A 24,008-nucleotide genomic window follows, 5' to 3' on the forward strand; every position below is an offset into this window, starting at 1 on the left:
GACGCCGCCGCGGTGCCGACCGAGCACTCCCGGGTGCACCGGGTGCCGCGGGTGTGCCAGAATGGTGGGAGGTGCCCGCGGTGCGCGGGCGAACACAGACACCGCTTCCGCCCACCCCCGGGCCGGGCGGAGCATGCTATGAAGGAGGCCCGCTGATGAGCAAGCGCGGACGCAAGCGCAAGGATCGCCGCAAGAACGCCGCCAACCACGGCAAGCGGCCCAACGCCTGAGGACGCCGCGGCGGTCGATGACCGCAGCGGCACGCGAAGGGGCCGGGAGGATCAGTTGATCCTCCCGGCCCCTTCGCGTCTCTGCCCTTCCGTGTCTCTGCGGCTTCGGGCCCCCGCCCCGCCGCTCCCCCGCCTCCCGGGACACCGGGTCTCGACGGGGCGCGGCGCGGGATCAGTCAGTGGCCGTGGTCGGCGGTCTGGGGGCTGGCCCGCACGGCGTCGATCTTGGCCAGGATGGACTCCTTCAGCGCCTCCGGGGCGGGTTCGGCGCACGAGCGGCGCACGGCCGAGCGGATCAGCCGCTCGAGGTCGTACTCCCGGGAACAGGTCTCGCATTCCTCCAGGTGCGCACGGATCTCCGCGATGTCCTCGGCGGACAGGGCCCCGTCGAGGTACTCGTAGATGCGGTGCATCTGCTCCTCACGGCACTGCGCGTCCTTGCACTCGGACATGGTCCTCACTTCCTTCGGGTTCTCACTGCCGGGCCCCGTCCGGGGCGCCGTCGGCAGCCGGTGTGCTCTCGGTGCCGCGCGATCGGCCGGAACGGCCGCCACGGCGAGTCGAGGTCTTGGGTGTGGTGTCGAAGCCGCGCTCGGCGGCGTAGTCGGAGAGCTTCTCGCGCAGCAGCCGGCGCCCCCGGTGCAGCCGCGACATCACGGTGCCGATCGGGATGTCCAGGATCTCGGCGATCTCCTTGTACGCGAAGCCCTCGACGTCCGAGTAGTACACGGCCATGCGGAAGTCCTCCGGGATCGCCTGCAGGGCCTCCTTCACGTCCGTGTCCGGCAGGTGATCCAGGGCTTCGCTCTCCGCGGACTTCAGCCCCGTGGAGGTGTGGGCCGAGGCCTGCGCGAGCTGCCAGTCCTCCACGGTGTCCGTGTTGGCCTGGTGCGGCTCCCGCTGGCGCTTGCGGTAGAGGTTGATGTACGTGTTCGTCAGGATCCGGTACAGCCAGGCCTTCAGATTCGTGCCGGGCTTGTACTGGTGGAAGGCGGAGAAGGCCTTGGTGTAGGCCTCCTGGACGAGATCCTGCGCGTCGGCCGGGTTGCGGGTCATCCGCAGGGCGGCAGCGTAGAGCTGGTCCAGGTATTGCATCGCGTCCCGCTCGAACCGGAGCTTGCGCTCCTGGGCCGATTCCTGGGACAGGTCGATCGTGTCCACGGATTCCCTTCGCCTCGCCGTCGGTGTGCTCGTCGCTCCAGTCTACGAGACCGGGAGGGTTCGCTCCCCTGCTCGCCCGCATCGCCGGGCACCTCCTTTCCGTGGGCGCTGGCCGCGCGCCGACGCCATCGGCTTCGGCGCGTCTCGTGCAGTCCAACAACCGGGATCCCGGGGCGTATTCCGCCGGGAGCCCGAGGCGATCCCGACACCGAGACCCGGCGTCGGCCCCGCTGCGGCACCCGTGGATCCGATCACATAGACTGGGCAGGGAAACCACGCGGGTGCGCCGCGACCCGGCCCGAAGACGCCGGTGTCCGCGAGCGCCCCACCGAGGAGGAACCATGTCCCTGATCCGCAAGTTCGCCCGGCCCCTCCTGGCCTCGACCTTCGTCTACGACGGCCTGCAGCGGCTGCGCGCCCCCGAGGGGCAGGAGTACCTGAAGCCCCTGGTGGACACCGCCGCCACCGCCGTGCCCCAGCTGCGTCCGCTGAAGGGCCAGGAGCAGCTGATCGGCCAGGCCGCGGCCGGCGCGCAGATCGGGGCCGCCGCCCTGTTCGGGCTGGGTCGCTTCCCCCGCCTGTCCTCCGCCGTGCTGCTGGCCGCCGGCGCCCTGAACGCCTACACGGACTTCCGCCGCGACCAGGCCCGCCACGAGGACGCCCTCGTCGCCGGCACCCTGAAGAACGTCTCCCTGGTGGGTGCGGTGGCCCTGACCGCCGTGGACACCGAGGGCAGCCCCTCCCTGAAGTGGCGGGCCGAGAAGCTCGGTCACGACGTCGCCAAGAAGACCGACAAGATCACCAAGGACGTGAAGAAGAAGTCCGAGGACCTGCTGAGCTGAGCCCGGCAAGACGCCGCCCGCAGCAGGAAGAGCGCAGGGCCCCGCCGGGCACGGCGGGGCCCTGCCGCGCACCATCCCCACCGCAGCCGGGTCGAGCCCGGCGCCGACCCAGGAGGATCCCGCCCGATCGTGAGCCCCCGTCACCCCGCCTCCGACCCGCAGCCGCATCACCCCGACCCCGCCGGGGCGACCGAGCACACGACTTCCGCCTCCGCCGATCCGATCCCCGATCCCTGGCCGGCCCCGCACCGCGGGACCGAGGGCCCGGTGCGCGCCGTCGTGGCGGTTCCCGGCTCCAAGTCCCTGACCAACCGCCACCTGCTGCTGGCCGCCATAGCCGACGCCCCGATGCGCATCCGCGGCGCTCTGGACTCGCGGGACTCCCGGCTGATGATCGACGCTCTGCGGGCCCTGGGCGCGCGCATCGAGCAGGAGGGGCGGGACCTGCTGATCACCCCGGTGCCCGAGGAGCCCTCGGGTCAGCCCGCCGTGATCGACGCCGGGCTGGCCGGCACGGTCATGCGCTTCATCCCCCCGCTGGCCGCGGCGCTGGGCCGCGGCCTCGTGCTGGACGGGGACGCGGCGGCCCGCAAGCGCCCGATGGGCCCGGTCCTGGAGGCCGTGCGCCAGCTGGGTGCCCGGGTGCACGAGGACGGCGAGGCGGGGGCCCTGCCGGTGCGGATCGTGCCCGGGACCGGCCCGGCCGCGTCCGAGCTGCGCATCGATGCCAGCGGATCCAGCCAGTTCCTCTCCGGGGTGCTGCTGGCGGCCGCCCTGCTGCCGGGGGGTCTCACGGTCCGCCACGTGGGTGAGCAGCTGCCCTCGGTGCCGCACGTGCGGATGACGGTGCAGGTGCTCGCCGAGTACGGCATCGACGTCGCCCACCCGGACCCGACCACGTGGGTGGTGCCCGCCGGGCGTCCGCGGGCCCACGACGCGGTGATCGAACCCGACCTGTCCAACGCCGGCCCGTTCCTGGCCGCCGCGGTGGTCACCGGCGGCGACGTCGAGATCCCCGACTGGCCGCAGCGCACCACGCAGGGCGGAGACGCCTGGCGGGAGCTGCTGCCCCGCTTCGGGGCGAGCGTGCGGCGCACGCCCGACGGCGGCCTGCGGGTCACCGGGCCCGCGGGCGGGGCGCGCGCGCTCACCGCACCGGGTGAGATCGACCTGCGCGCCGCCGGGGAGATCGCTCCGACCGTCGCGGCGATCGCGGCCCTGTGCCCGGGGACCACGCGCCTGAGCGGCATCGCGCACCTGCGCGGACACGAGACCGATCGGCTCGCCGCCCTGGCCGCGGAGCTGACCCGCCTCGGGGCCGGCACCGAGGAGACGGCCGACGGGCTGGTCATCACCGGGCCCGCGCACCGGGCGACCCGGATGCGCACCTACGAGGACCACCGGATGGCCACCGCCGCGGCCGTGCTCGGCCTCATCGTGCCCGGGGTGCTCGTGGAGAACGTCGCCACCACCGGCAAGACCCTGCCGGACTTCCCGGGCCTGTGGCGCCGGATGCTCGGGGAGGAGCGGGCATGAGCCGGGGCATCCGCGGCTGGGACGAGTCCGATGTGCGCGTCCGCGCCAACAAGCGCGGCTCGCGCCCGCGCACCAAGGAGCGTCCGGCCCACGAGGACGCCGTCATCGGCCGGGTCGTGACCGTGGACCGCGGCCGCTACACCGCACGGATCGGCGAGGGCTCGACCGCTCGCGAGGTCACCGCCGTGCGGGCGAAGGACCTGCGGCGCACCCCCGTGGTCACCGGGGATCTGGTCGGGCTGGTCGGGGACGTCACGGGGGATCCGGGGAGTCTGGCGCGGCTGGTGCGCGTCCAGCCGCGGGAGACCGTGCTGCGGCGCAGCGCGGATGACACGGACCCGGTGGAGCGGGTGGTCGTCGCCAACGCGCAGATCCTGGTGATCGTCACCGCGGCCGCGGATCCGCAGCCGCGCACGGGCTTCGTCGATCGCTCCATCGTCGCGGCCGTGCACGCCGGGCTGCGCCCGGTGCTGTGCGTGACCAAGACCGATCTGGCCGACCCCGCGCCGCTGCTGTCCTACTACGCCGGCACCGACCTGCCCATCCTGCTCAGCCGCCGGGACGAGGCGCCCGAGGCGGCGCCGGAGACACCGGCGGCTCCGGCGAAAGCGACCGACGACGCGGCTGCCGACGACGCAGCTGCCATCGACGAGGCACAGAGCCGGAGCCTGCCCCTGGACGGGCGGCTGCTGGCGGATCTGCGGGCGCTGCTGGATGGCCGGGTCTCCGTGCTGCTGGGTCACTCCGGCGTCGGCAAGTCCACGCTGGTCAACGCCCTGACCGGGGCGCGCCGCTCGACCGGCGGGGTCAACGCCGTGACCGGCCGGGGACGCCACACCTCCTCCTCCGCCCTGGCGCTGCAGCCGGCCTGGGGCGAGCCTGGCACGTGGATCATCGACACCCCGGGCATCCGCTCCTTCGGCCTGGCCCACGTGCCCGCCGAGGGCATCGTCGCCGCCTTCGAGGACCTGGCCCCCGGAGCGGCGGCCTGTCCCAAGGGCTGCACCCATGCCGCGGACGCGATCGGCTGCGGCATCGCCGAGCGGGTGGCCTCGAGGGCGGCGGGCCCTGCCGGTGCGGCCCGGCTGGACTCCCTGCGCCGGCTGCTCGGGGTGGAGGCGCCCGACGGCGTGGCGGGGACCAAGCGCTTGGGGGCCGGGGCCGACGAGGATCCCGTGCGATAGCCTGGTGGCCATGACTGCGACCAGCCCCTACAACGACGATCTGCGCCTGGCGCACGTCATCGCCGATGCCGTGGACCGCTACACCCTCGCGCGGTTCCAGGCCCAGGACTTCACCGTGGAGACCAAACCGGATCTGACCCCGGTGACGGAGGCGGACCGCGAGGCCGAGCAGCTGATCCGCTCGCATCTGGCCCGGGCCCGCACCCGGGATGCGGTGCTGGGCGAGGAGTTCGGCGCCAGCGGCTCCTCCCCCCGCCAGTGGGTCATCGACCCGATCGACGGGACGAAGAACTACGTCCGCGGGGTCCCGGTGTGGGCGACGCTGATCGCGCTGCTGGATCAGGGCGAGCCCGTGGTCGGTCTGGTCTCCGCCCCGGCCCTGCAGCGGCGCTGGTGGGCCGCATCGGGTTCGGGCGCGTACACCGGCCGGTCTCTGGCGAAGGCCCAGCGCATCCGGGTCTCGGAGGTCACCGACCTCGCCGACGCCTCGCTGTCCTTCTCCTCGCTGAGCGGCTGGCGCCAGCTGGGGCTGCGGGAGCGGTTCCTGGAGCTGACGGATGCGGTGTGGCGGGTGCGCGGCTTCGGGGATTTCTGGTCGCACTGCCTGGTGGCCGAAGGCAGCGCGGACCTCTCCGCCGAGCCCGAGCTGAACCTGCACGATATGGCCGCCCTGGTGCCGATCGTCACCGAGGCCGGCGGGCGCTTCACCGCCCTGGACGGCACCCCCGGCCCGCACGGGGGCAGCGCGCTGGTCAGCAACGGCGCCCTGCACGAGGCGGCCCTGGATCTGCTGGGCACCCGGGCCGAGTCCCGGGACTGACCCCCTGAGATACCGGATGCGTGAGAAGCCGGGGATCGTGCTGAGATACCGCACGGCGGGACGCATCTGAAGCACCAACAGCGCATCTCAACAGAAACCCGCCCGCTCCCGAGTGTGCAGCGACCCCCGCGCCCCTCACGGGGCGCGGGGGTCGCTGCGGTTCCCGGGTCGAACCGGGTCAGATGCCGATGCCGTCCTGGACGCACTGCTCGTAGCCGTACGAATCCGGGGAGCCGCACTCCTCGGAGACCTCGGCGTACAGGGCCGCGACGAGGACGATCATGAGGATCCCGAGGATCAGCCCCAGGCCGCCGGTGCACAGACCGATGATGCCCATGACCTTCCCTGAGCCGCCGCGGGTCCCGGAGCGACCCACCGCGCGCAGGGCGAGGATGCCCAGGACGATCGCGGCGATCGCGGCCAGCATCGGCAGGTAGAGCCAGAAGAAGACGAGGCTGACCCCGCCGCAGATCAGCGAAGCCAGTCCGAGCCCCCAGCCGGCCGGGCGTCCACCGACGGAGCCCGGCACCCCATAGGAGGCCCCGTACGGGGCGTAGGCGGCGGGGTATCCGGAGGATGAGGATTCGCCGTAGCCCTGCGGGGCGGAGGTCGCGCCGACGCCGGGACCGGTCTGGGAGGGCTGCCCGTAGCCGTACGGGGCGTAGGAGGACTGGCCGTCGTTCTGTCCGTAGCCGTTCGAGGCGTAGCCGTTCTGCCCATAGCTGTTCTGCCCGTAGCCGCTCTGGCCGTAGGAAGGCTGACCAGAGGAGGGCTGCTGCCCGTAGCCGTACGGGGCGTAGGGCGGCTGGCCGCCGCCGGCTTGTCCGGAGGGGCCCTGTCCGTAGGGAGTCTGGCCGGAGCTCGCCTGCTCCTCGCCGGTGCGCTCGGAGGCGGCCTGGCCGTATCGGGGTGGGGTCGAGGCGCTCTCGCCGGGGGTCCCGGCGGCGTCGTTCTGGGAATCGCGGGGGTTCTCGGTCATGGCTCCTCCTGGAAGGTGGTCGCGGGATGGTGTGGGTACGGGGCGAAAGGGTGCCTTAACGACCGTGAGGCGCGGCATCGATCCCTCACGGGAACGACGCCGCGCCTCACGGCGACGGGGTGGAGATGCGGGGAATCGAACCCCGGTCCGATGCAGGATTGGCAGGGTTTCTCCGGGCGCAGTGTGCGTCACGGTGTTCTCGGCTCCGGCACTCCCGCACACGGGTTGCCGCCGAACCTATCCGCATGAGTGTTCCCCAGCCCCCTGCGGAGAGGGACTGGAGCAGTGGCTTCCTCAGCTGATGCTAGGAACCGGGGCGGAAGCGACCCCGGGCTAGCAGACTGCTCAGGCTACTTACGCAGCGAGAGCGAAGTCAGTGCGCTTTTCAGATTTGGCACTTATTGGTGTGCAGAGGACATTAACGAGATGACTCTGCGTTCTCGGCCCGCTTCACCTGCCGCAGCTGGCATCGTCGAAACCGATCATCCCCGTATGCGATTCTCAATCAGCATCCGCACCGCGACGGGACCGGAGGGCCCGTCGGTGATGCGGTTCCTCCTACTCTACCGCCTCGACGCGCGGAGGGGAAGGGGCTCAGCCGAGGTTCCGGTAGCGCATCGCCCGCTGGGCCTCACGCTTGTCCTGCGCCTCGCGCAGGGCGTGGCGCTTGTCGTACTCCCGCTTGCCCTGGGCCAGGGCGATCTCCACCTTGGCCCGCCCGTCCCGGAAGTACAGCTGCAGCGGGATGATCGTGTAGCCGGTCTCCTTGCCCTTCTGCTCCAGGCGCCGCAGCTCGGTGCGGTGCAGCAGCAGCTTGCGGCGGCGTCGGGCGGCGTGATTGGTCCAGGAGCCGTGCCCGTACTCGGCGATGTGGATGTTCTCCAGCCACAGCTCGCCACCGGTGAACTGGCAGAAGCCGTCCACGATGGAGGCCCCGCCGTCGCGCAGGGACTTCACCTCGGTGCCCAGCAGGACGACGCCGGCCTCGTAGGTGTCGATGAGGTTGTAGTCGTGCCGGGCCCGGCGGTTCGTCGCGATGACCTGGCGCCCGTCGGCCGTCTCGCGCAGGCCCTTCTTCTTCTTGGTCGCTGCCATTCCTCGGTCTCAGTCGTTCTGTTCGTGGCGGGTCCCGGCCCGCCAGCGGATCCCGGCGTCGATGAAGTCCTCGATGTTCCCGTCGAACACGGCCGCCGGGTTGCCCTGCTCGTGATTGGTCCGCAGGTCCTTGACCATCTGGTACGGATTGAGCACGTAGGAGCGCATCTGATCCCCCCAGGAGGCCTTGACGTCCCCGGCCAGCTCCTTCTTCTTGGCGTTCTCCTCCTCCCGCCGCTGCAGCAGCAGGCGGGACTGGAGCACGCGCAGGGCGGCGGCGCGGTTCTGGATCTGGGACTTCTCGTTCTGCATGGACACCACGATGCCGGTGGGGATGTGGGTCATGCGCACCGCGGAGTCCGTGGTGTTCACGGACTGCCCGCCGGGCCCGGAGGAGCGGAACACATCCACCTTGATCTCGTTCTCCGGGATCTCGATGGAGTCGGTCTGCTCGATCAGCGGGATGACCTCCACCGCGGCGAAGGAGGTCTGGCGCCGGCCCTGGTTGTCGAAGGGGCTGATGCGCACCAGCCGGTGCGTGCCGGCCTCCACGGACAGCCGCCCGAAGGAGTAGGGGGCCTTGACCTCGAAGGTCGCGGACTTCAGCCCGGCCTCCTCGGCGTAGGAGGTGTCCAGGACCTTGGTGGGGTACCCGTTCTTCTCCGCCCAGCGCAGGTACATGCGCATGAGCATCTCCGCGAAGTCCGCGGCGTCCACTCCCCCGGCCCCGGCGCGGATGGTCACCACGGCCTCACGGGGGTCGTACTCCCCGGAGAGCAGGGTGACGACCTCCAGGTCCGTCAGCGCCTTGGAGATCGAGGCCAGCTCGGTCTCGGCCTCGGCGAGCATCTCCGGGGCGTCCTCCTCCGCGGCCAGCTCCACCATGGTCTCCAGGTCCTCGATGCGCCCGCCCAGTCGGGTCAGCCGCTCCAGTTCGGACTGCTTGTGCGAGAGCTGGGAGGTGACCGCCTGGGCGGCGTCGGGATCATCCCAGAGATCCGGGGCCGCGGCGGCTTCCGAGAGCCGGGCGATGTCCTCGCGCAGGGCCGGGACGTCGCTGACCTGCTCGATCTGGGAGTACGTGTCCCGCAGCTGCTGGATCTCGGCGGTGAAGTCGGTGGAAGCCATAGGGCCCCATTCTAGCCGATGCCGACTGGGCGGGCCCCGAAGACTCCGGGGTCTCGTGGGCGGCCGAGGCGATCAGCACGCTCGTCGAGTCCCCGGCGGGGATCTTTCCGAAGGCGTCATTCACCACCGCCCGTCACCGTCACTGCGAACCGGGATCTGGCGTCGGCGCGCCGGGACGAGCTCACCCGATCCGCTCAGCTGGCCCCTTGCTCCGGAACGACGACTCAGCGGGTGAGCACCACTCGGGCGCTGCTCTCGGCCCGGATCCGCACCCCGTCGGGCACGACCCACCCGACCAGCGGCGGGTGGGCTCGCGCCGTGAGCTCGACCCTCGCGGTGCTCGCGTCCACGGCCCCGGTGCCCGGGGCGATGGCCACGGCATCCACCCCGTGGCCGACTCCTCCGATCACCTCCTGCGTGGCCGTGGTCACCTGTCCCGGATCCAGCATGACCCCGGATTGAGCTCCGTCCGCATCGAAGCCGGCGACCCGAGTGGTGGCGGCGTCCGCGCACTGGTCCGCCAGCAGCTGCAGCTTGCGCTGCTCGATGTACACGGAGCTGACGGCCATGACGGTGACGCTGAGCAGCAGCAGAATCACGCACAGCCCGAGGGCCAGGACCCCGACGGCTCCGCGCTCCGCCTCCTCGCCCCGGGTGCCGGCCCGCCGCCGACTCACCGTGCCTGGCGCCCGCGGTGCTCCGGCACGGCGGCCTCCGGCGGGCGTCATGCGGTCGGTGATGCTCATTCGTACTTCCCTCCCCAGGAGGCCAGCTCCGAGGTCATGGTCATGACACCGCGATCCGAGACCCAGCCGAGCAGCGGGGCATCCACCCCGACGCTGACCCGGACCCGGATGCTGCGCTGGCCCGAGCAGTCTCCGACGCAGGACAGCTCGGCGCTCACCTGCTGCGGGTCCACGCCGTAGTCGCGGGCCGCGAAGCGGGCGGCCTCCTGCGCCGCGGCACCGGAGACCTCCGAGCGATCCCCGGCCTCGATGACCTGCAGGGACTGCTGGGCCGCGGCGACCGCCGCGTAGGCCCCCGACTGGGCGTGGGAGATGGCCAGCAGGGCGTAGACCGTCGGGATCATCAGCATGACGGCGAGGAAGACGAACTCGATGATCGCGTTGCCCCGCTCGGCCGCGTGCCGGCCCCGCGGCTCAGGGGAGGATCGCATGGCCGCTGACCTCGATCCCCTCCGCCGGTCCCCACGGTCCCAGGACGGGCAGGGGCGTGGCGACCGTGATCTGCAGGACGCGCTGCGCGCCGTCGGAGGTCACCGAGGCCCGCACATCCTGGGCGTATCGCTGCGGCAGGGAGGCGCTCAGGATCTCCCGGGTCCGCTCCGCGCCGTCCTGGGGAGTCCGGTCGCGCAGGGCCCCATAGCGCGCGCCCGTCGAGCTGGCGTCCTGCACTGTGTTGCGCACGTGCAGGGCGAAGCCGATCTGCAGGCAGGCCATGAACAGCAGCATCAGCACGGCGCTGACCATGACGAACTCGGCCACGGCCGAGCCGCGCTGCGGGTCACCCTCCGCATCCGCCCCCGGCCCTCCCACACCGCGGCCTGCACGGGGCCGCTGCCCGACGCCGCGGATCCCGCGGGAGGCGGCGCCGGGGCCGCCGCGGACCATGCTCAGCCCACCTTGCTCATGGCGTTGTTGAACATGCCGGTCAGCGCGGGGATGGCGATGGCCAGCAGGGCGGCGACGAGCAGGGCGCTCATCATCGTGATCATCACCCAGCCCGGCACGTCCCCGCGGTCCCGGGATTCCCCGGGCTGGGGACGCAGCCGCAGGCTCAGCGCGTGCACGGCGGCCAGCAGGGTCAGGGTGAGGGTGCGGAGGGTTCTCATGATGTCGTCCTTTCCGGGACAGTCGGGTAATGGATGGGGAAGCTCTGAAGGGGTCTCACAGGCCGATGTCGATCGCTGCGAGACCGGGGAAGACGGCGAAGACCACGGTCAGCGGGAGGATGAGGAAGACGACGGGGGCCATCATCGCGATCTCCTTCTTGCCGGCGACCTCCATGAGGTCGCGCTTGGCCTGATCGCGGACGTCCTGGGCCTGGGAGCGCAGCACATCGGCCAGGGGCGTGCCGCGTTCGATCGCGACGGTGATCCCGTCGACGAAGCGGGACAGGGAGGGCAGGTCGATGCGCTGGGCGAAGGCCTGCATCGCCTCGACCACACCGACCCCCGCCCGGGCGTCGGCCAGCACGCTGCGGAACTCCTCGCTGAGCTCGCCGTCCGAGCTGCGGCAGATCCGCTCCAGGGCCGCCAGCGCGGACTCCCCCGCCGTGACGGACAGGGCCATCAGCTCCGCGATGACCGGGAACTCCCCGAGCATCCGCTTCTCGCGGGCGGTGATCCGGCGGGAGAGCAAGTAATCGCGGATCATGAACCCGCACACCGCGCACACCCCGACCAGGACGAGACCGGGCAGCGCGCCGATCACGTGGTTCGCCCACCCCAGGGCCACCAGGAGCAGCCCGACCCCCGCTGCGGCCGCGGCGCACATCAGCTGCTCTCCGCGGAACTCGACCGGGGAGATCCGAGCCCCGGCCTTGATCAGCCGCCGCTGCAGCGCTCGGGTCTCGGCCGGTCCTCCGCGCAGCAGCCGGCCCGCCGCCAGCCGCTGCACCAGGGGTCGCAGCACCCGGACGAAGGCGTTTCCCAGATCGGAGGCGTCGGGAGCCTCGCTGAGCAGGGAGGAGCGCAGGCCCGCGGAGCGCAGCTGCGGAGCGACGCGCTCCGCGAAGGTGATCCGGCGCCGCTGCGGCAGCCCGGCCCAGATCAGCCCCAGCCCCAGGGCCAGCATCAGCCCCAGCAGGATCAGCGCGGACAGCGGTGTGCTCGTCATCGCAGCACCCTCCGATCCGGGGGCAGCGCTCCGATGCGGAGCATGAGGCGGTAGGCCAGCACGGAGATCCCAGCCCCGCCGAGCATCACCACGTACCCGGTCAGGGAGTTGTAGGCCTGCAGGGCGGCCGGCTGCGTGGTCATGAGCAGCAGCACGATCCAGGGGGCGGCGATGGCCAGTCGGGCGGCGTTGACCGTCCACGATTGGCGGGCCTCCAGCTCGGCCCGGGTGCGGCTGTTCTCCCGCAGGAAACCCGCCAGCGTGCCCAGGAGTCTGCCCAGATCGGTGCCGCCGACCTCGCGGGTGACGCGCAGGGCCTCGACGATGTTATCCGCGATGGGATCCGACATCCGCTCCTTGAAGCGGTTGATGCACCCGTTGAAGTCCCCCGTCGCCCGGTAATCCGTGGCGAAGGCCGCGAACGCCGGCTTCAGCTGCTCCGGACCGCGGTACTGCAGCTGGATCATCGCCTCCGGCAGCGACAGCCCGGCCCGGATCGCGGAGCGCAGATGATCCACCACATCCGGCCAGAGCCGGCGCACCCGGGCATCGCGCTGCCGCGCCTGCCAGGCCACCAGCCCCCACGGGGCCCATGCCCCCAGCACCGCCGCGCAGGCACCCAGGGCATAGATCTGGGTCAGCGCCAGCGCGCCCAGCCCACACACCAGACAGCTTGCGGCGCACAGCCCCAGGAAGCCGCGCACCGAGACCCGATCCACCCCCGCGTGGCGCAGGGCCACGAGGATCCGGGAGGTGCGCACCGGGCGGATCCGCGTCGTCGTCGGGCGCGTCCAGCAGGCGCTCCACACCAGCAGCAGCCCGATGCCCAGCAGCAGGCCGACGGCGGCGCTCATCGGGCCGCCTCCTCGGACAGATCCGCCGCGGGTAGCAGACCCTCCGTGCCGATCCCGCGGGTCTCGAACTTCAGGGAGCTGGGCACCTCGGCGGCGGTGCACACCAGCTCCGCGGCCATCCCGCCGATCCTGCGGAACATCGGCGAGGTCTCGATGACGCCGTTCTCCACCCGCTGCCCGATCGCCAGGATCTCCTGGACCCGTCGGGTCCCACCCGGTTCCCGCCCGCAGTGCACGACGAGATCGAAGCAGGAGGCGACGGTGGGCACCACGAACTGGCTACTGATGTTCTCCCCGGCCAGCAGGGGCAGGGTGCAGATCTTGGTCACCGCGTCCCGGGCGGAGTTCGCGTGGATCGTGCACAGCCCCGGCAGCCCCGAGTTCAAGGCGATGAGCATGTCCAGGGCCTCCGCCTCGCGCACCTCCCCCACGATCAGCCGGTCCGGGCGCATCCGCAGCGCCTCCTTGACCAGACGCCGCAGGGGGATCTCCCCGTGGCCCTCCAGATTGGGCTGGCGACACTGCATGTTCACGACGTCGCGCAGCGGGACCTTCAGCTCGAAGATCTCCTCCACCGTGACCACCCGCTCCCGGGCGCCGATGCTGGCCGTGAGGCAGTTGAGCATGGTCGTCTTCCCGGCCTGAGTCGCCCCGGAGACCAGGATGTTCAGCCCCGCCCGCACCGCCGCGTCCAGGAAGCGGGCGGCCTCCGGAGACAGGGAGCCCAGGCCCACCAGATCCTGCAGCCGGCGGGCGCGGGCCACGAACTTGCGGATGTTCACGGACCAGTGCGTGCGGGTGATGTCCGGGATGGCCACGTGCAGCCGGGAGCCGTCCGGCAGGGAGGCGTCCACGAAGGGGCTGGACAGGTCCAGGCGCCGTCCCGAGCTGTTGAGCATCCGCTCCACCAGGTGCCGGATGCCCTCCGGGCTCAGCTGCATCCCGGTCAGCTGCGAATCCCCACCCCGGGAGACGAAGACCGAATCCGGCGCGTTGATCCAGATCTCCTCGACCGTCGGGTCATCCAGGTAGGGCTGCAGCGGCCCGAACCCCGTGATCGCGTCGTTGAGCCGGCGCTGGGCCTCCTCCGCCTCGCCCAGCGGCGGCAAGGTGCTCATCGCCGCCTTCTCCTCGTACTCGCGCACGGCCGTGCGGATCAGCTCCCGCACCCGCTCGGCGTCGCCGAGGGGATCCAGCCCCTGACGGCGCACCATCTCCCGGACATCGGCCTCGACGAGGCCCAGGGCCTCACCCGAGCCCCGGCTCTGAGCTCTGACGGCGGCAGCGACCATGACCTCCCCCTTGTGTCGCCTGGATCACTTGTAGAGAGAAGATACAGGAGATCCGCCGACATTCAAGGGGCCGGTCTCATACCTGTGGACAGTGATCCGGGCTCGACCTCCCCCGTGAGACGGCATCGGGCCCGGCCCCTCCAGCGGGAAGGGGCCGGGCCCGAGAGGCCGTGGCGGCAGCGAAAGGCGCGGGAGGATCAGCCGCGCAGGTGCTTCACCGCCTCCTCGATGGCGCCGTCCTTGACCACGTGGCCTTTCTCCAGGACCACGCCGCGCTCGCACAGCCGGGAGACCATGTCCAGGTCGTGGGAGACCACCACCAGCGTCTTCCCCCGCTCGGAGAGCTCCTTGATCTTGCGGATGCACTTCTTCTGGAAGGGCTCATCGCCCACCGCGAGGATCTCATCCACCAGGAAGATCTCCGGATCCGTGTGCACCGCGACCGCGAAGGCCAGACGCAGGTACATGCCGGAGGAGTAGAACTTCACCTCGGTGTCGATGAAGTCCGCGATCTCGGAGAACTCCACGATCGAGTCGAAGTTCGCGTCGATCTCCTCCTTGGTCATCCCGAGGATCGCCCCGTTCAGGTACACGTTGTCCCGCCCGGTCAGGTCCGGATGGAATCCGGCGCCTACCTCGATCAGCCCCGCGATGCGCCCGCGGGTGCGGATGTCCCCCTCATCGGGATGCATGACCCCGGAGATCAGCTTCAGCAGGGTGGATTTCCCGGAGCCGTTCAGGCCCAGCAGCGCGACCCGCTCCCCCTGGTGGATCTCCAGGGAGACCCCGTCCAGGGCGCGGAACTTCTCCGAGAGGTCCCCCTTGCGGCCCTTGATCAGCCACACGAAGGCCTCCTTCATCGACCGGGTGTGGCGCAGCACGAACTTCTTGACCACGTGCTCGATGCGGATGACCACCGGCTCGGTGGAGGGGGAATAGGGCTCCCGGGGCGCGGACAGCTCCGGGTCGTCGTCGATCCAAGACACAGCGAATCAGAGCTCCTGGGCGAAGTTGCCCTCGAAGGCCCGGAAGAGCAGGTCCCCCAGGAACACGAAGGCGAAGGCGATCACGAAGGCCACCGGCGTCCAGACGCTGAGCAGGTGCGGATACACGTACCACGACGCCGGGTCCGGCCCGTGCAGGGTCGCGCTCCAGAAGGCGTAGTGGAACAGCTCCACCGAGATCGTGATCGGATTGATCATGTACAGGTGCAGCAGCCAGGCGCTGGCCTTCTCCTGGACCATCGTCCAGGAGTACATGATCGGCGAGAGCCAGGTCAGCATCATCACCAGCAGATCCACGATGTTCTCCGAATCCCGGAAGAACACGTTGGCCACCCCGAAGATCAGCCCCAGCCCGTAGGAGAACACCGAGATCAGCACGATGCCGGCCAGCGCCGCGCCGATCTGCTTGGGGCCCGGGTGCCAGCCCACCGCGAAGCAGGCGATGAGCAGGACCAGCAGCTGCGGGACGAAGTGGATCAGCCCCACCCAGATGGTGGAGACCGAGAACAGCTCCCGCGGCAGGTAGATCTTCTTGATCAGCGCCCCGTTGCCCACGAAGCAGCGCGCCCCGTTGCCGAAGGCCTCGCCGAAGAAGTTGATGAGGATGATCCCGGAGAACAGGTAGACGGCGTAGTTCTCCAGTCCCTTGTTCAGGCCCAGGAACACCCCCAGCGCCAGGTAGAACACCAGGAACTGGACCCCGGGCTTGATGTAGGACCACACGATCCCCAGCACCGAGCCTCGGTAGCGGACCTGGATCTCCTTATCCACCAGGAGCTTGAGCAGGAATCTGTTCTTGAACACGTCCATGAGCCCCCGGCCGCGGCCGGGGGTCTGGAACTCGCGTGCGCTGATGTCGGTCATCGGGTGATCTCGGAGTCCGTATGCTCGTCGAAGGTCTTCTTCCACGCCTCGAAGGAGGTGATCCGGGGCGCGGCCTCGCGGTACTGCTCGCGCAGCCGGGGCCACTGGCGCAGGATCTGGGCGTGCAGGCGGGTGGCCTCGGTCAGCTTGGTGCGCAGCTGCTCCGGCCGACGCCGATACCAGGACACGGCGGTGCCCTCCGCGTTGGAGACCAGCGCGGAGTCGTACTGGGACATCCGCCACCAGCGGTTGTCCTGGTGGGCCACGTGCGCCTGCGGGTGCTCCCGGGTCTCCGGGTCCACCGGCTTGATCAGCTGCTTGGCCACGGTCTTGAGTGCCCACGGCACCAGCGTCTTGTAGGACGGCGCGGAGAAGCCGCGGCCGTTGCGCGGGGGCTTGGCCATGCGCGGCTCGGGGAAGGAATCGATGTCCTCGCTGAACTGCGCGTCCGAATACTCCTTCATCACCGCGCGGATCTGCGGCAGCCGCTGCGGCTGGATCTCGTGCAGCCGATCCGGTCCGGCCAGCACGTCGCGCAGGGCCATGATGCGGCCCTCCTCCGTGAAGTACTGCATGGAGATCAGGTGCTTGACGTCCTGATAGGAAGACTCGCGCAGCAGGCGTCCGCCCCGCTCGTAGGGCGAGTGCAGCAGCGCCGCGATGATGCGGTTGCGGATGTGGAAGTACGCCTGCCAGCCGACGAGGTCGTCCTTGTCGATCCAGGACACGTGCCACACCGCGGCACCCGGCAGGGAGACCGTGTGGTAGCCGGCCTCCTTGGCGCGCACGCCGTATTCGGCGTCGTCCCACTTGATGAACACCGGCAGGGACAACCCGATCTCCCGGATCACCTGGGTGGGGATCAGGTCCATCCACCAGCCGTTGTAGTCCACGTCCACCCGCCGGTGCAGCCACGGCGTCGAGCGCAGGTTCGCGTGCAGGAAGTCATGGCCCAGGACCTGCTCGGCCACCGGCTGATCCGGCTGGAACCGGTACTTGTTCACGATCTCGCCGAAGGTGTGCAGCACCGTGCGGTTGTACAGGTCGAACATGTGCCCACCCACGATGGTGGGCTTGCGGCACAGGTCGGCGAAGGTCAGCATCCGGATGATCGACTCGGGCTCCACCACGACGTCGTCATCCAGCAGCAGCGCGTAGTCCGAGCCGTTCTCCACGGCTTCGTACATGCCGCGGGCGAACCCGCCGGAGCCGCCCAGGTTGGCCTGGTTGATGATGCGCAGCTTCCCCTGCAGGGCGGCCGCGACCTCTTCGAACTCCGCCTGGTCCTGCACCTTGCGGGTGCCCTGATCCACGATGAGGATCTCCTGCAGGTGCTCCAGGATCTGGGGGTTGCTCCCCAGCGAGCGCAGGTTGTTCAGGCAGTAGTCGGGTTTGTTCAGGGTCGTGATCTCCAGGGTGATCCGCCCCGGTGCGCGCCCGATGCTCTGCGCCGTCTGCCATTCCGCCCCGCGCAGGGTCAGCGGCTGCGCCCCGGCCGCGAGGTCGAACCAGTACCAGCCGCCGTCGCCGAAGGGCTTCAGCGGCAGGTCGAAGGTGGACGACGCCGTGCCGGAGACCCGCCGTGAGGCGACCCGCTGCAGCGAGCCGCGGGCGTTGGACTTGTACACGATGATGGTGCCCTGGCCCTCCGTCTCCACGGCCAGGCGCACGTCGGTGACCGTGGTCCACCGCTTCCAGTAGGAGGCGGGGAAGGCGTTGAAGTACGTGGCGAAGGACAGCCGGGTACCCGGTCGCACCAGGGTGGAGCGGCGGTCGATGAAGTCCTCGGCGTGGGCATCCGAGCCCGACCCGGCGGCGGGTGCCGACCCGGAGGACGCCGGAGCCTGCTTGCCGGCGGACTCCGTGCTGCCGAGAGAACCGTTCATCGTGGACAGCTGCACGCCGGCGGTCTGCCCGGAATCCACGTACAGGGCGACGGTGTCCATCTGCTCCGGAGCGGGGAAGATGACCCGCTGCAGAGTCGTCATCGGCTGTGCTGCGCGGCGCTTGTGAGCCGCGCCGGACGTGGTTGACTCGCTCATGCCTCGATCCCTCCGCTGACCAGCTTCTGCCCGCCCGAGAAGTGCGGGCGGATCTTGTTGTCGAACATGGACAGGGCCGAGCCGATGGCCATGTGCATGTCCAGGTACTTGTAGGTGCCCAGCCGCCCACCGAACAGCACGTCGGACTCGCCGGCGGCCAGATCCCGGTACTTCAGGAGCTTCTGCCGGTCCACCGAGGTGTTGATCGGGTAGTACGGCTCATCGCCCTTCTCGGCGAAGCGGGAGAACTCCCGCATGATCACCGTGGCGTCCTTGGTGTAATCCCGCTCCGGGTGGAAGTGGCGGAACTCGTGGATGCGGGTGAAGGGCACGTCCGGGTCCGGGTAGTTCATGACGGCGCAGCCCTGGAAGTCCTGCATCTCCAGGACCTCCTCCTCCAGGTCGATGGTCCGCCAGGACAGGTCGCCTTCGGCGTAGTCGAAGTACCGGTCCACCGGGCCGGTGTAGACCACGGGCACCTGGCCGAGCACCTTGGTCCGGGAGAACTCGTGGTCCTCATCGAAGAAGTCGGTGTCCAGGCGCACCTCGATGTTCGGGTGGCTGGCCATGCGCTCCAGCCACGCGGTGTACCCGTCCACGGGCAGGCCCTCGTGGGTGTCGTTGAAGTAGCGGTTGTCGTAGGTGTAGCGCACCGGCAGCCGCGAGATGATCGAGGCCGGCAGATCCTTGGGGTCGGTCTGCCACTGCTTGCCGGTGTAGTGCTTGATGAAGGCCTCGTACAGGGGGCGCCCGATCAGCTGGATGCCCTTGTCGTTGAGGTTCTGCGGGTCCGTGCCCGCCAGCTCCCCGGCCTGCTCCTGGATCAGGGCGCGTGCCTCGGCGGGCCCGTAGGCCGCGCGGAAGAACTGGTTGATGGTGCCCAGGTTGATGGGCATCGGGAAGACCTCATCGTTGTGGCGGGTGTAGACCCGGTGCACGTAGTCGGTGAACTTGGTGAAGCGGTTGACGTACTCCCAGACCCGCTCGTTGGAGGTGTGGAACAGGTGCGCGCCGTAGCGGTGCACCTCGATGCCGGTGCGCTCCTCCTTCTCGCTGTAGGCGTTGCCCCCGATGTGGGAGCGGCGGTCGAGGATGACCACCTTCAGCCCCAGTTCGGAGGCGGCCTGCTCGGCGATGGTCAGGCCGAACAGGCCGGACCCCACGACCACTAGATCTGCGTTCACGCGAAACTCCTGTCGCTCTGGCTGCTCCGGGCACGTCCCCCGCCCGCGAAGAGGTGGGAACCCGCCGGAGGCCGGTGTCTTCCGTCCCTGTCCCGTCCGACCGCGCACCGGGGCGTGGAGCAGGACAGCACTCCTACACGACTCTAATGGACCGGGCCGCGTGGGTCTTCCCGGGCGCCTGCGCCCCGCAGTTATCTCCCATCCCGGATGCCGGGCGTCATCGCAGCCGGTGGAGGAGGACACCTGTCAGCACGGGTCATCCACACCGGGCCCGGGCGCCCACCGACAGCCTGCCTCTCGGGGCCGCGCGGTGTGCTCCCCTGGTCCCATGCAGCTGCATCTGACGACCTTCGATCCCGTCTCCGCCCGCTCGGTGCGCCTGCGGGTGCAGGCCCCGCCCGCCTGCTCGGGCGCCGCGCTGGCCGAGGCCCTCGACGCCCATTTCGGCACGACCGGGGACTGGTCGGCCGACGGACGGATGCTGCGGCACCTGCAGGTGGGGACGGAGCCGCTGGTGGACGGGGCCGTGGTGACCCGCGGCCCGGCCGAGACCCTCCCGGGGGACGGACTGCTGGCGGTGGTCACGGAGGGCCCGGCCACGGGGGCCCACGCGACGCTGAGCCGCGGCGTCCTGGAGATCGGCAAGGACGCCGCCCGGCTGTGCCTCGAGGACCCCTCGCTGCGTCCCGTGGAGGGCAGGCTGCGGGTGGATCCGGACGGTGTGGCCTGGGAGGACGCCGACGGCCGACGCCGCGTCCTGACCCCGAAGGACTCCTGCCCGATCGGCCGCTCCCGCCTCACGCTGACGGATCCCCGCGCGCCCGCTCCCCAGCGCACCCGCCGGGGCCCGATGCCGGTGCGCCCGGTCGAGCTACACCCGCCCGGCTCCGGGTGGCGCACCCTCGCCGTGACGATGGCCCTCCCCCTGCTGATCGGGGGTCTCATGGCGTGGCTGCTGGACCTGTGGATGATCCTGATCTTCTGCGCCATGAGCTCGGCGATGGCGGCGGCGCACTGGCTCAGCCGCGGCAACTCGACGGCGAAGAACCGGCGCCTGCTGGAGCGGGCGTGCGCGCGGGACCTCGCCGACTGCGCCGCGGCCGCCCCGCCCTGGGGCGCCCGCCTGCTGCCCGGCGTCCCGGCACAGCCGCCCGAGGAAGGGCCTCCCTGGGTGCGCTGGGGTCGCGGGCGCCGCGCCGCCCACCTGCGTCCCGAGGGGCAGCGCCATCAGCAGGTACCGCTGATGGATGCCGTGCCCATCCTCTCCCGCCTGGACCGACCTCACGTGCTGCTGGGCCCGCCGGCGGTGCAGGACGCCCTGATCGCGCAGATCCTGCTGGCCGGCTGGGAGATCCAGATCCGCACGCGCCACCCGATGCCCTCCTCCCACCCGCTGCTGCGGTGGAGCGCGCACCCCGGCGTCGCGGTGGTCCACGCCGAGGCCCCCGAGCCGTCGAGCCCCCGGACGGTCCTGGTCCTCCTGGAGGCGGCCCCGGCCCCGAGCACGGCGCTGCCGCGCGTGCGCATCGCCGACCCGGCCCGCGGGGTCAGGCTGCCTCCGGAGCCCGAGGCCATCACCGTGCGCCAGGAGGAGGCCGGGCTGCGACTGAGCGGACCCGAGGCCGCGGCGGAGAGCCTGCCCGGGCTGCTCGGGGAGCACCCCGTCCTGTGTACCCGCCCCGATGGCCTGGCCCGCAGCGCCCGAGCCGAGCTGATCCGGCGAGCCCGCGGGCGAGGACTGGCGGGATCCGAAGGCTCGGCGCTGCTGTCCGCGCGGGAGGACCTGTGCCTGGAGGCCACCGCCGACCGGTGGCAGAGGAACCTGGACAGCTGGGCACTGGTGGCCGAGCTGGGCCGACGCACCGATGCGGCGCCCGGGGATGATCCTGCCCTGCGGGTGGATCTGAACGAGCACGGCCCGCACTGCGTGATCGCCGGCACCACCGGCTCCGGGAAATCCGAGTTCTTCCGGGCCCTGCTGGCCGGTCTCGCCCTGCGCTACAGCCCCGAGCGGCTGAGCATGGTCCTCATCGACTTCAAGGGCGGGGCCAGCTTCGGGGAGCTGGCCCGCCTGCCCCACGTGCACGGCCTGCTGACCGATCTGGAGGAGGCCACCGTGACCCGGGACCTGACCTACCTGCGCGCGGAGCTGCGCCGCCGCGAGCAGCTGTTCCGGGAACTCGGGGTCGGGTCCTGGATGGAGTTCGTGCGCGGTCCCGCGCACCGGGATCTGAGCGAGCCGCTGCCGGAGCTGCTGATCTGCGTGGACGAGTTCCGCATGCTCGTGGAATCCCTGCCGGAGGCGATGCAGCAGCTGCTGCGCATCGCGACCGTGGGTCGCTCCCTGGGGGTGCATCTGGTCATGTCCACCCAGCGCCCGCAGGGGGCGATCTCCGCGGACATCCGGGCCAACGTCGGCATCGACGTGTGCCTGCGCGTGGCCTCGGAGGCGGATTCGATGAACGTCATCGGCTCCGGGGAGGCCGCGCGCATCCCGAGCACCCGGCCGGGTGCCGGATTCCTGCGCGCCGACGGCGCGCTCTCCGCCTTCACCAGCCTGTTCGTCGATGCCTTCCCGCGGCGCCGTCTGGACACCGGCCTGCGGATCCTGCCCGAGCAGATCCTCGAGCCGGCGCAGCCGGAGTCCCCGGGCCGCGGAGAGCCGGGGACGGGTCTGCGCGAGGACATCCGGCGGCTGCGCCGGCTGCATCCCGGCACACCCCCGGTGGTGCCTCCCGCGCTGGGCGAGATCCAGCTACCCCCGGATCCCGACGGCGGGCTGGCCCTGGGCCCGGCCGAGGTGCCCTCCCTCGGGTGGCAGGGCCATCTGTCCTGGCGGCCCGAGCGCCACGGACCGATCGACGTGCGCGCCGGCCTGCCGGAGCAGCGTCGGTGGATCCAGCACCTCGTGGATGAGGCGCGGGCCAGCGGCCTCCCGGTCTACGCGCTGGTCGCGGATCGCTCGGCGCTCGAGGATCTCGTGCGGGCTCAAGCGCAGGGCCTGGATCTGCGCGGGCTGGCCGGTGCCCCGCATCGGGAGTTCAGCGCCGAGCTGATCACCGGGCTGCTGGCCGTGCTGCGTCGGAACCAGCAGGAGGCCGGGCCCCTGCCCCCGGCCCTGCTGATCGTGCAGGGCACGGAGAAGATCGTCGAGGACCTGGCCCGCTCGGGGGCGGCCCCGGAGGCGGCGGTGGAGGAGCTGCTGGCCCTGGCGGGTCGGTCCTGGCACCTCTGCCTGCTCGGCGCCAAGGCTCCTCCGCGCACCCTGCAGGGGCTGTGCCCCAATCGGGTACACCTGGGCGACGGTCCCCGCGCCGAGTTCCTGCTGTCCCATCCCCGTCAGGCCAGAGACCTGGTCGGCGGACTGGCGATCGTGGAGGGCCCGCTGGCCCCGGGCAGCGAACCCGCCGGACTGCTGCCCCCGGGAGTCGGCCCCGATCGATCGACGTCGGACCTTCCGCGACCGGGCTCGGCTCTGCCCTCCCCAGGAGCCGCACGGCGCCGGCGCCCGGTCGACGGCCTGCCGCGATTCGTCGATCTGCCGTCACGGCTGCAGTGGCCGGTCGGCGAGGCCGCGGATGGGCATCAGCGCCAGATCCGGCCCTCGCGCCACGTGCTGACCCGGCGCGACCGCTGGTTCGCGGTGCTGGGCGTGCAGGCCCCCTCGGGGGCCGAGGCTGGACTCGAGATGCGCCCGGGCGACGTCGTGGGGATCTCCTCGCGCTCCGCGGCCGAGTCCGAGGCGGCGCTGGCCGCCCTGCTCTCCTTCAACCCCCACCTGGGCTTCCGTGTGCACCGGCCCCCGGGCCCGGGTGATCCGACGGCAGCGCCCCGCGGCCCACGCTCCCGCCCATCGGCCTCCCCCGACCCGCACAGGCCGGAGATCGCCGTCGTGTGCGATGCCCACCTGTGGCCGAGCTCGCTGTGGCCGGCGCTGGAGGAGACGGTGGACGCGGCCGACGCCGCGGTGCTGCTGTTCGATCCGGGGCGCTTCTCGGCCTCGCGCACCCCGTGGGCTGCCCGGCTGCGGGCGGCGCCCTGCGGCGTCGTGCTCGGCCCGCGCAGCGGCTTGGAGGCGGACTTCCGCGCCGAGGTCTGTCCGCCGCACCCTGGCACACCCCCGGCGCTGACGGGGCTGCTGCTGCGACCCGACGGGGTCGTGCGCCTGCGCCTGGCCCAGCCGGTGCCCGCGGAGCGGGAGCCCGCGGGGGCAGGATCAGTCGCGCTCGGCCTCGGCGTCGCCGCCGATGCCGGCCAGCAGGTGGCGCTGGACCGGTGAGGAGAACAGCAGCATGAGGATCACCGCCCCCAGCACCCCGAGGAGCACCGCCAGGAGGCGGGAGGACGGGAAGATCAGCTGGATGGACACGAGGATCAGGAAGACCTGGGTGAGCAGGATCAGCGCGCGGGACCACAGCCTGCCGGCCCGCAGGCCGCGCGCGGCCGCCATCAGCCACACCCCGTAGCCCAGGTAGAGCAGCCCCATCAGCACGATGGCCCCGGCGGGCATCACGTGCGGGGAGAGGAAGGCCTGCACCGCCTGGATCAGGCCGACGACGATCAGCGCCGCCGCCTCCAGGGCCACCAGCGCGCACAGCAGCAGCACGGTCCGCGGCGGTCGGACTCGGGGGGCGTCGGCGGCTGAGGGGGTCGGGGGCGAGGTGTTCATGGATCCAGCCTAATCAGCCCGCCCCGACCGCCGACGACCCCCCGCTCCGACGAGCCTCGGCGCCGCTTTGCTTGTGCTGTCAAGGAAAAACCGATGTGAGATAAAACATCCGAGCGCATCGCCCGACCCTGGGCACACCCCTTGTTCACGCACTGTTTACGTGCGAACCTGTAACGAGTCACCGCACGAGGCCCCCGACCTGGCTTGGGGGCACTTCTGTCTGCCCTCCCGCCGCGCATCGCCTCCGTCGGGACGGCGTCTTCACA

23 protein-coding genes and 1 other RNA gene are annotated in these 24,008 nt (G+C 71.3%); 6 read left to right on the top strand and 18 right to left on the bottom strand.

Going from position 1 to position 24,008, the window contains the following annotated elements; translation table 11 throughout:
* The first annotated feature begins 155 nt into the window (after window positions 1-155).
* On the top strand, window positions 156-230 hold the full coding sequence (locus I6G21_RS10865; RefSeq protein WP_099049695.1) for a 50S ribosomal protein bL37: 75 nt from the start codon (window positions 156-158) through the stop codon (window positions 228-230).
* Between the two features lie 176 nt (window positions 231-406).
* Here I6G21_RS10865 and rsrA read toward each other — a convergent pair whose 3' ends face one another.
* Both rsrA and I6G21_RS00220 read right to left on the bottom strand, forming a co-directional pair.
* Window positions 407-682 carry a mycothiol system anti-sigma-R factor gene (rsrA, locus tag I6G21_RS00215; RefSeq protein ID WP_058731285.1) on the bottom strand — a complete coding sequence of 92 codons (276 nt, stop codon included), beginning with the start codon at window positions 680-682 and terminating at the stop codon, window positions 407-409.
* Between the two features lie 22 nt (window positions 683-704).
* Window positions 705-1,391, bottom strand: a complete 687-nt coding sequence (locus I6G21_RS00220) for a sigma-70 family RNA polymerase sigma factor (protein ID WP_058731284.1) — start codon at window positions 1,389-1,391, stop codon at window positions 705-707.
* 341 nt (window positions 1,392-1,732) lie between these two features.
* Here I6G21_RS00220 and I6G21_RS00225 point away from each other — a divergent pair, with 341 nt between their 5' ends.
* From I6G21_RS00225 to hisN, 4 genes are all read left to right on the top strand, one after another.
* The gene (locus I6G21_RS00225) at window positions 1,733-2,233 is read left to right on the top strand and encodes a DoxX family membrane protein (RefSeq protein ID WP_058731283.1); all 501 of its coding nucleotides are present in this window, start codon (window positions 1,733-1,735) and stop codon (window positions 2,231-2,233) included.
* A gap of 129 nt (window positions 2,234-2,362) precedes the next feature.
* Window positions 2,363-3,769, top strand: coding sequence for a 3-phosphoshikimate 1-carboxyvinyltransferase (gene aroA / locus I6G21_RS00230; RefSeq protein WP_232238454.1), 1,407 nt, complete (start codon window positions 2,363-2,365; stop codon window positions 3,767-3,769).
* Window positions 3,766-4,953: a ribosome small subunit-dependent GTPase A gene (gene rsgA, locus I6G21_RS00235; RefSeq protein WP_061225025.1), complete on the top strand. Its 1,188-nt coding sequence runs from the start codon at window positions 3,766-3,768 to the stop codon at window positions 4,951-4,953. The genes aroA and rsgA overlap by 4 nt, the downstream gene beginning before the upstream one ends.
* Before the next feature lie 10 nt (window positions 4,954-4,963).
* Entirely contained in the window at window positions 4,964-5,773 is an 810-nt protein-coding gene (gene hisN / locus I6G21_RS00240) for a histidinol-phosphatase (RefSeq protein WP_058731281.1), read from the top strand.
* Between the two features lie 178 nt (window positions 5,774-5,951).
* Here the strand turns inward: hisN and I6G21_RS00245 are convergent, their stop codons facing one another.
* From I6G21_RS00245 to glf, 15 genes are all read right to left on the bottom strand, one after another.
* The gene (locus tag I6G21_RS00245) at window positions 5,952-6,752 is read right to left on the bottom strand and encodes a DUF4190 domain-containing protein (protein WP_100463041.1); all 801 of its coding nucleotides are present in this window, start codon (window positions 6,750-6,752) and stop codon (window positions 5,952-5,954) included.
* Window positions 6,753-6,869: 117 nt separating this feature from the next.
* Window positions 6,870-7,242, bottom strand: a transfer-messenger RNA (tmRNA) gene (gene ssrA / locus I6G21_RS00250).
* Between the two features lie 104 nt (window positions 7,243-7,346).
* On the bottom strand, window positions 7,347-7,847 hold the full coding sequence (gene smpB / locus I6G21_RS00255; protein ID WP_058731279.1) for an SsrA-binding protein SmpB: 501 nt from the start codon (window positions 7,845-7,847) through the stop codon (window positions 7,347-7,349).
* Between the two features lie 9 nt (window positions 7,848-7,856).
* Window positions 7,857-8,975 carry a peptide chain release factor 2 gene (prfB, locus tag I6G21_RS00260; RefSeq protein WP_058731278.1) on the bottom strand — a complete coding sequence of 373 codons (1,119 nt, stop codon included), beginning with the start codon at window positions 8,973-8,975 and terminating at the stop codon, window positions 7,857-7,859.
* 224 nt (window positions 8,976-9,199) lie between these two features.
* Window positions 9,200-9,721 (bottom strand): pilus assembly protein TadG-related protein, encoded by a 522-nt coding sequence (locus I6G21_RS00265; RefSeq protein ID WP_058743449.1) that lies wholly within the window; start codon window positions 9,719-9,721, stop codon window positions 9,200-9,202.
* Window positions 9,718-10,152 (bottom strand): hypothetical protein, encoded by a 435-nt coding sequence (locus I6G21_RS00270; RefSeq protein WP_058731276.1) that lies wholly within the window; start codon window positions 10,150-10,152, stop codon window positions 9,718-9,720. Before I6G21_RS00270 ends, I6G21_RS00265 begins: the two co-directional genes overlap by 4 nt.
* Window positions 10,136-10,606: a TadE family protein gene (locus tag I6G21_RS00275; RefSeq protein WP_081046092.1), complete on the bottom strand. Its 471-nt coding sequence runs from the start codon at window positions 10,604-10,606 to the stop codon at window positions 10,136-10,138. The genes I6G21_RS00270 and I6G21_RS00275 overlap by 17 nt, the downstream gene beginning before the upstream one ends.
* A 2-nt stretch (window positions 10,607-10,608) precedes the next feature.
* On the bottom strand, window positions 10,609-10,827 hold the full coding sequence (locus I6G21_RS00280; RefSeq protein ID WP_231377069.1) for a hypothetical protein: 219 nt from the start codon (window positions 10,825-10,827) through the stop codon (window positions 10,609-10,611).
* A 55-nt stretch (window positions 10,828-10,882) separates the two neighbouring features.
* Complete coding sequence (locus I6G21_RS00285) at window positions 10,883-11,833, bottom strand: type II secretion system F family protein (RefSeq protein ID WP_174520359.1); 951 nt, start codon at window positions 11,831-11,833, stop codon at window positions 10,883-10,885.
* On the bottom strand, window positions 11,830-12,687 hold the full coding sequence (locus I6G21_RS00290; RefSeq protein ID WP_058731274.1) for a type II secretion system F family protein: 858 nt from the start codon (window positions 12,685-12,687) through the stop codon (window positions 11,830-11,832). The genes I6G21_RS00285 and I6G21_RS00290 overlap by 4 nt, the downstream gene beginning before the upstream one ends.
* Entirely contained in the window at window positions 12,684-13,979 is a 1,296-nt protein-coding gene (locus I6G21_RS00295; protein WP_058731273.1) for a CpaF family protein, read from the bottom strand. The genes I6G21_RS00290 and I6G21_RS00295 overlap by 4 nt, the downstream gene beginning before the upstream one ends.
* 197 nt (window positions 13,980-14,176) lie before the next feature.
* Complete coding sequence (locus I6G21_RS00300; RefSeq protein ID WP_375542932.1) at window positions 14,177-14,956, bottom strand: ABC transporter ATP-binding protein; 780 nt, start codon at window positions 14,954-14,956, stop codon at window positions 14,177-14,179.
* 15 nt (window positions 14,957-14,971) lie between these two features.
* Window positions 14,972-15,847, bottom strand: coding sequence for an ABC transporter permease (locus I6G21_RS00305; RefSeq protein ID WP_058731272.1), 876 nt, complete (start codon window positions 15,845-15,847; stop codon window positions 14,972-14,974).
* Window positions 15,844-17,889 carry a glycosyltransferase gene (locus tag I6G21_RS00310; protein ID WP_058731271.1) on the bottom strand — a complete coding sequence of 682 codons (2,046 nt, stop codon included), beginning with the start codon at window positions 17,887-17,889 and terminating at the stop codon, window positions 15,844-15,846. Before I6G21_RS00310 ends, I6G21_RS00305 begins: the two co-directional genes overlap by 4 nt.
* A complete protein-coding gene (gene glf, locus I6G21_RS00315) occupies window positions 17,886-19,073 on the bottom strand; it encodes a UDP-galactopyranose mutase (RefSeq protein ID WP_058731270.1) in 1,188 nt (395 codons plus the stop codon). The genes I6G21_RS00310 and glf overlap by 4 nt, the downstream gene beginning before the upstream one ends.
* A 328-nt stretch (window positions 19,074-19,401) precedes the next feature.
* Here glf and I6G21_RS00320 point away from each other — a divergent pair, with 328 nt between their 5' ends.
* Entirely contained in the window at window positions 19,402-23,352 is a 3,951-nt protein-coding gene (locus I6G21_RS00320; RefSeq protein ID WP_058731269.1) for an FtsK/SpoIIIE domain-containing protein, read from the top strand.
* Here I6G21_RS00320 and I6G21_RS00325 read toward each other — a convergent pair.
* A complete protein-coding gene (locus tag I6G21_RS00325) occupies window positions 23,290-23,742 on the bottom strand; it encodes a hypothetical protein (protein WP_058731268.1) in 453 nt (150 codons plus the stop codon). The genes I6G21_RS00320 and I6G21_RS00325 overlap by 63 nt on opposite strands.
* Window positions 23,743-24,008 lie beyond the last annotated feature (266 nt).

Source organism: Rothia kristinae, assembly GCF_016028855.1.
In the GTDB taxonomy this organism is placed as follows: Bacteria; Actinomycetota; Actinomycetes; order Actinomycetales; family Micrococcaceae; genus Rothia; species Rothia kristinae.

Bases quoted from the DNA above. Each gene is read 5' to 3' on its own strand.
- I6G21_RS00275 (WP_081046092.1), bottom strand. From the start codon at position 10,606: ATGGTCCGCGGCGGCCCCGGCGCCGCCTCCCGCGGGATCCGCGGCGTC.
- smpB (WP_058731279.1), bottom strand. From the start codon at position 7,847: ATGGCAGCGACCAAGAAGAAGAAGGGCCTGCGCGAGACGGCCGACGGG.
- I6G21_RS00290 (WP_058731274.1), bottom strand. From the start codon at position 12,687: ATGAGCGCCGCCGTCGGCCTGCTGCTGGGCATCGGGCTGCTGCTGGTG.
- I6G21_RS00325 (WP_058731268.1), bottom strand. From the start codon at position 23,742: ATGAACACCTCGCCCCCGACCCCCTCAGCCGCCGACGCCCCCCGAGTC.
- hisN (WP_058731281.1), top strand. From the start codon at position 4,964: ATGACTGCGACCAGCCCCTACAACGACGATCTGCGCCTGGCGCACGTC.
- I6G21_RS00265 (WP_058743449.1), bottom strand. From the start codon at position 9,721: ATGAGCATCACCGACCGCATGACGCCCGCCGGAGGCCGCCGTGCCGGA.
- prfB (WP_058731278.1), bottom strand. From the start codon at position 8,975: ATGGCTTCCACCGACTTCACCGCCGAGATCCAGCAGCTGCGGGACACG.
- I6G21_RS00305 (WP_058731272.1), bottom strand. From the start codon at position 15,847: ATGACCGACATCAGCGCACGCGAGTTCCAGACCCCCGGCCGCGGCCGG.
- I6G21_RS00295 (WP_058731273.1), bottom strand. From the start codon at position 13,979: ATGGTCGCTGCCGCCGTCAGAGCTCAGAGCCGGGGCTCGGGTGAGGCC.
- rsrA (WP_058731285.1), bottom strand. From the start codon at position 682: ATGTCCGAGTGCAAGGACGCGCAGTGCCGTGAGGAGCAGATGCACCGC.
- I6G21_RS00225 (WP_058731283.1), top strand. From the start codon at position 1,733: ATGTCCCTGATCCGCAAGTTCGCCCGGCCCCTCCTGGCCTCGACCTTC.
- I6G21_RS00270 (WP_058731276.1), bottom strand. From the start codon at position 10,152: ATGCGATCCTCCCCTGAGCCGCGGGGCCGGCACGCGGCCGAGCGGGGC.
- I6G21_RS00310 (WP_058731271.1), bottom strand. From the start codon at position 17,889: ATGAGCGAGTCAACCACGTCCGGCGCGGCTCACAAGCGCCGCGCAGCA.
- I6G21_RS00280 (WP_231377069.1), bottom strand. From the start codon at position 10,827: ATGAGAACCCTCCGCACCCTCACCCTGACCCTGCTGGCCGCCGTGCAC.
- I6G21_RS00285 (WP_174520359.1), bottom strand. From the start codon at position 11,833: ATGACGAGCACACCGCTGTCCGCGCTGATCCTGCTGGGGCTGATGCTG.
- I6G21_RS00245 (WP_100463041.1), bottom strand. From the start codon at position 6,752: ATGACCGAGAACCCCCGCGATTCCCAGAACGACGCCGCCGGGACCCCC.
- rsgA (WP_061225025.1), top strand. From the start codon at position 3,766: ATGAGCCGGGGCATCCGCGGCTGGGACGAGTCCGATGTGCGCGTCCGC.
- I6G21_RS00320 (WP_058731269.1), top strand. From the start codon at position 19,402: ATGCAGCTGCATCTGACGACCTTCGATCCCGTCTCCGCCCGCTCGGTG.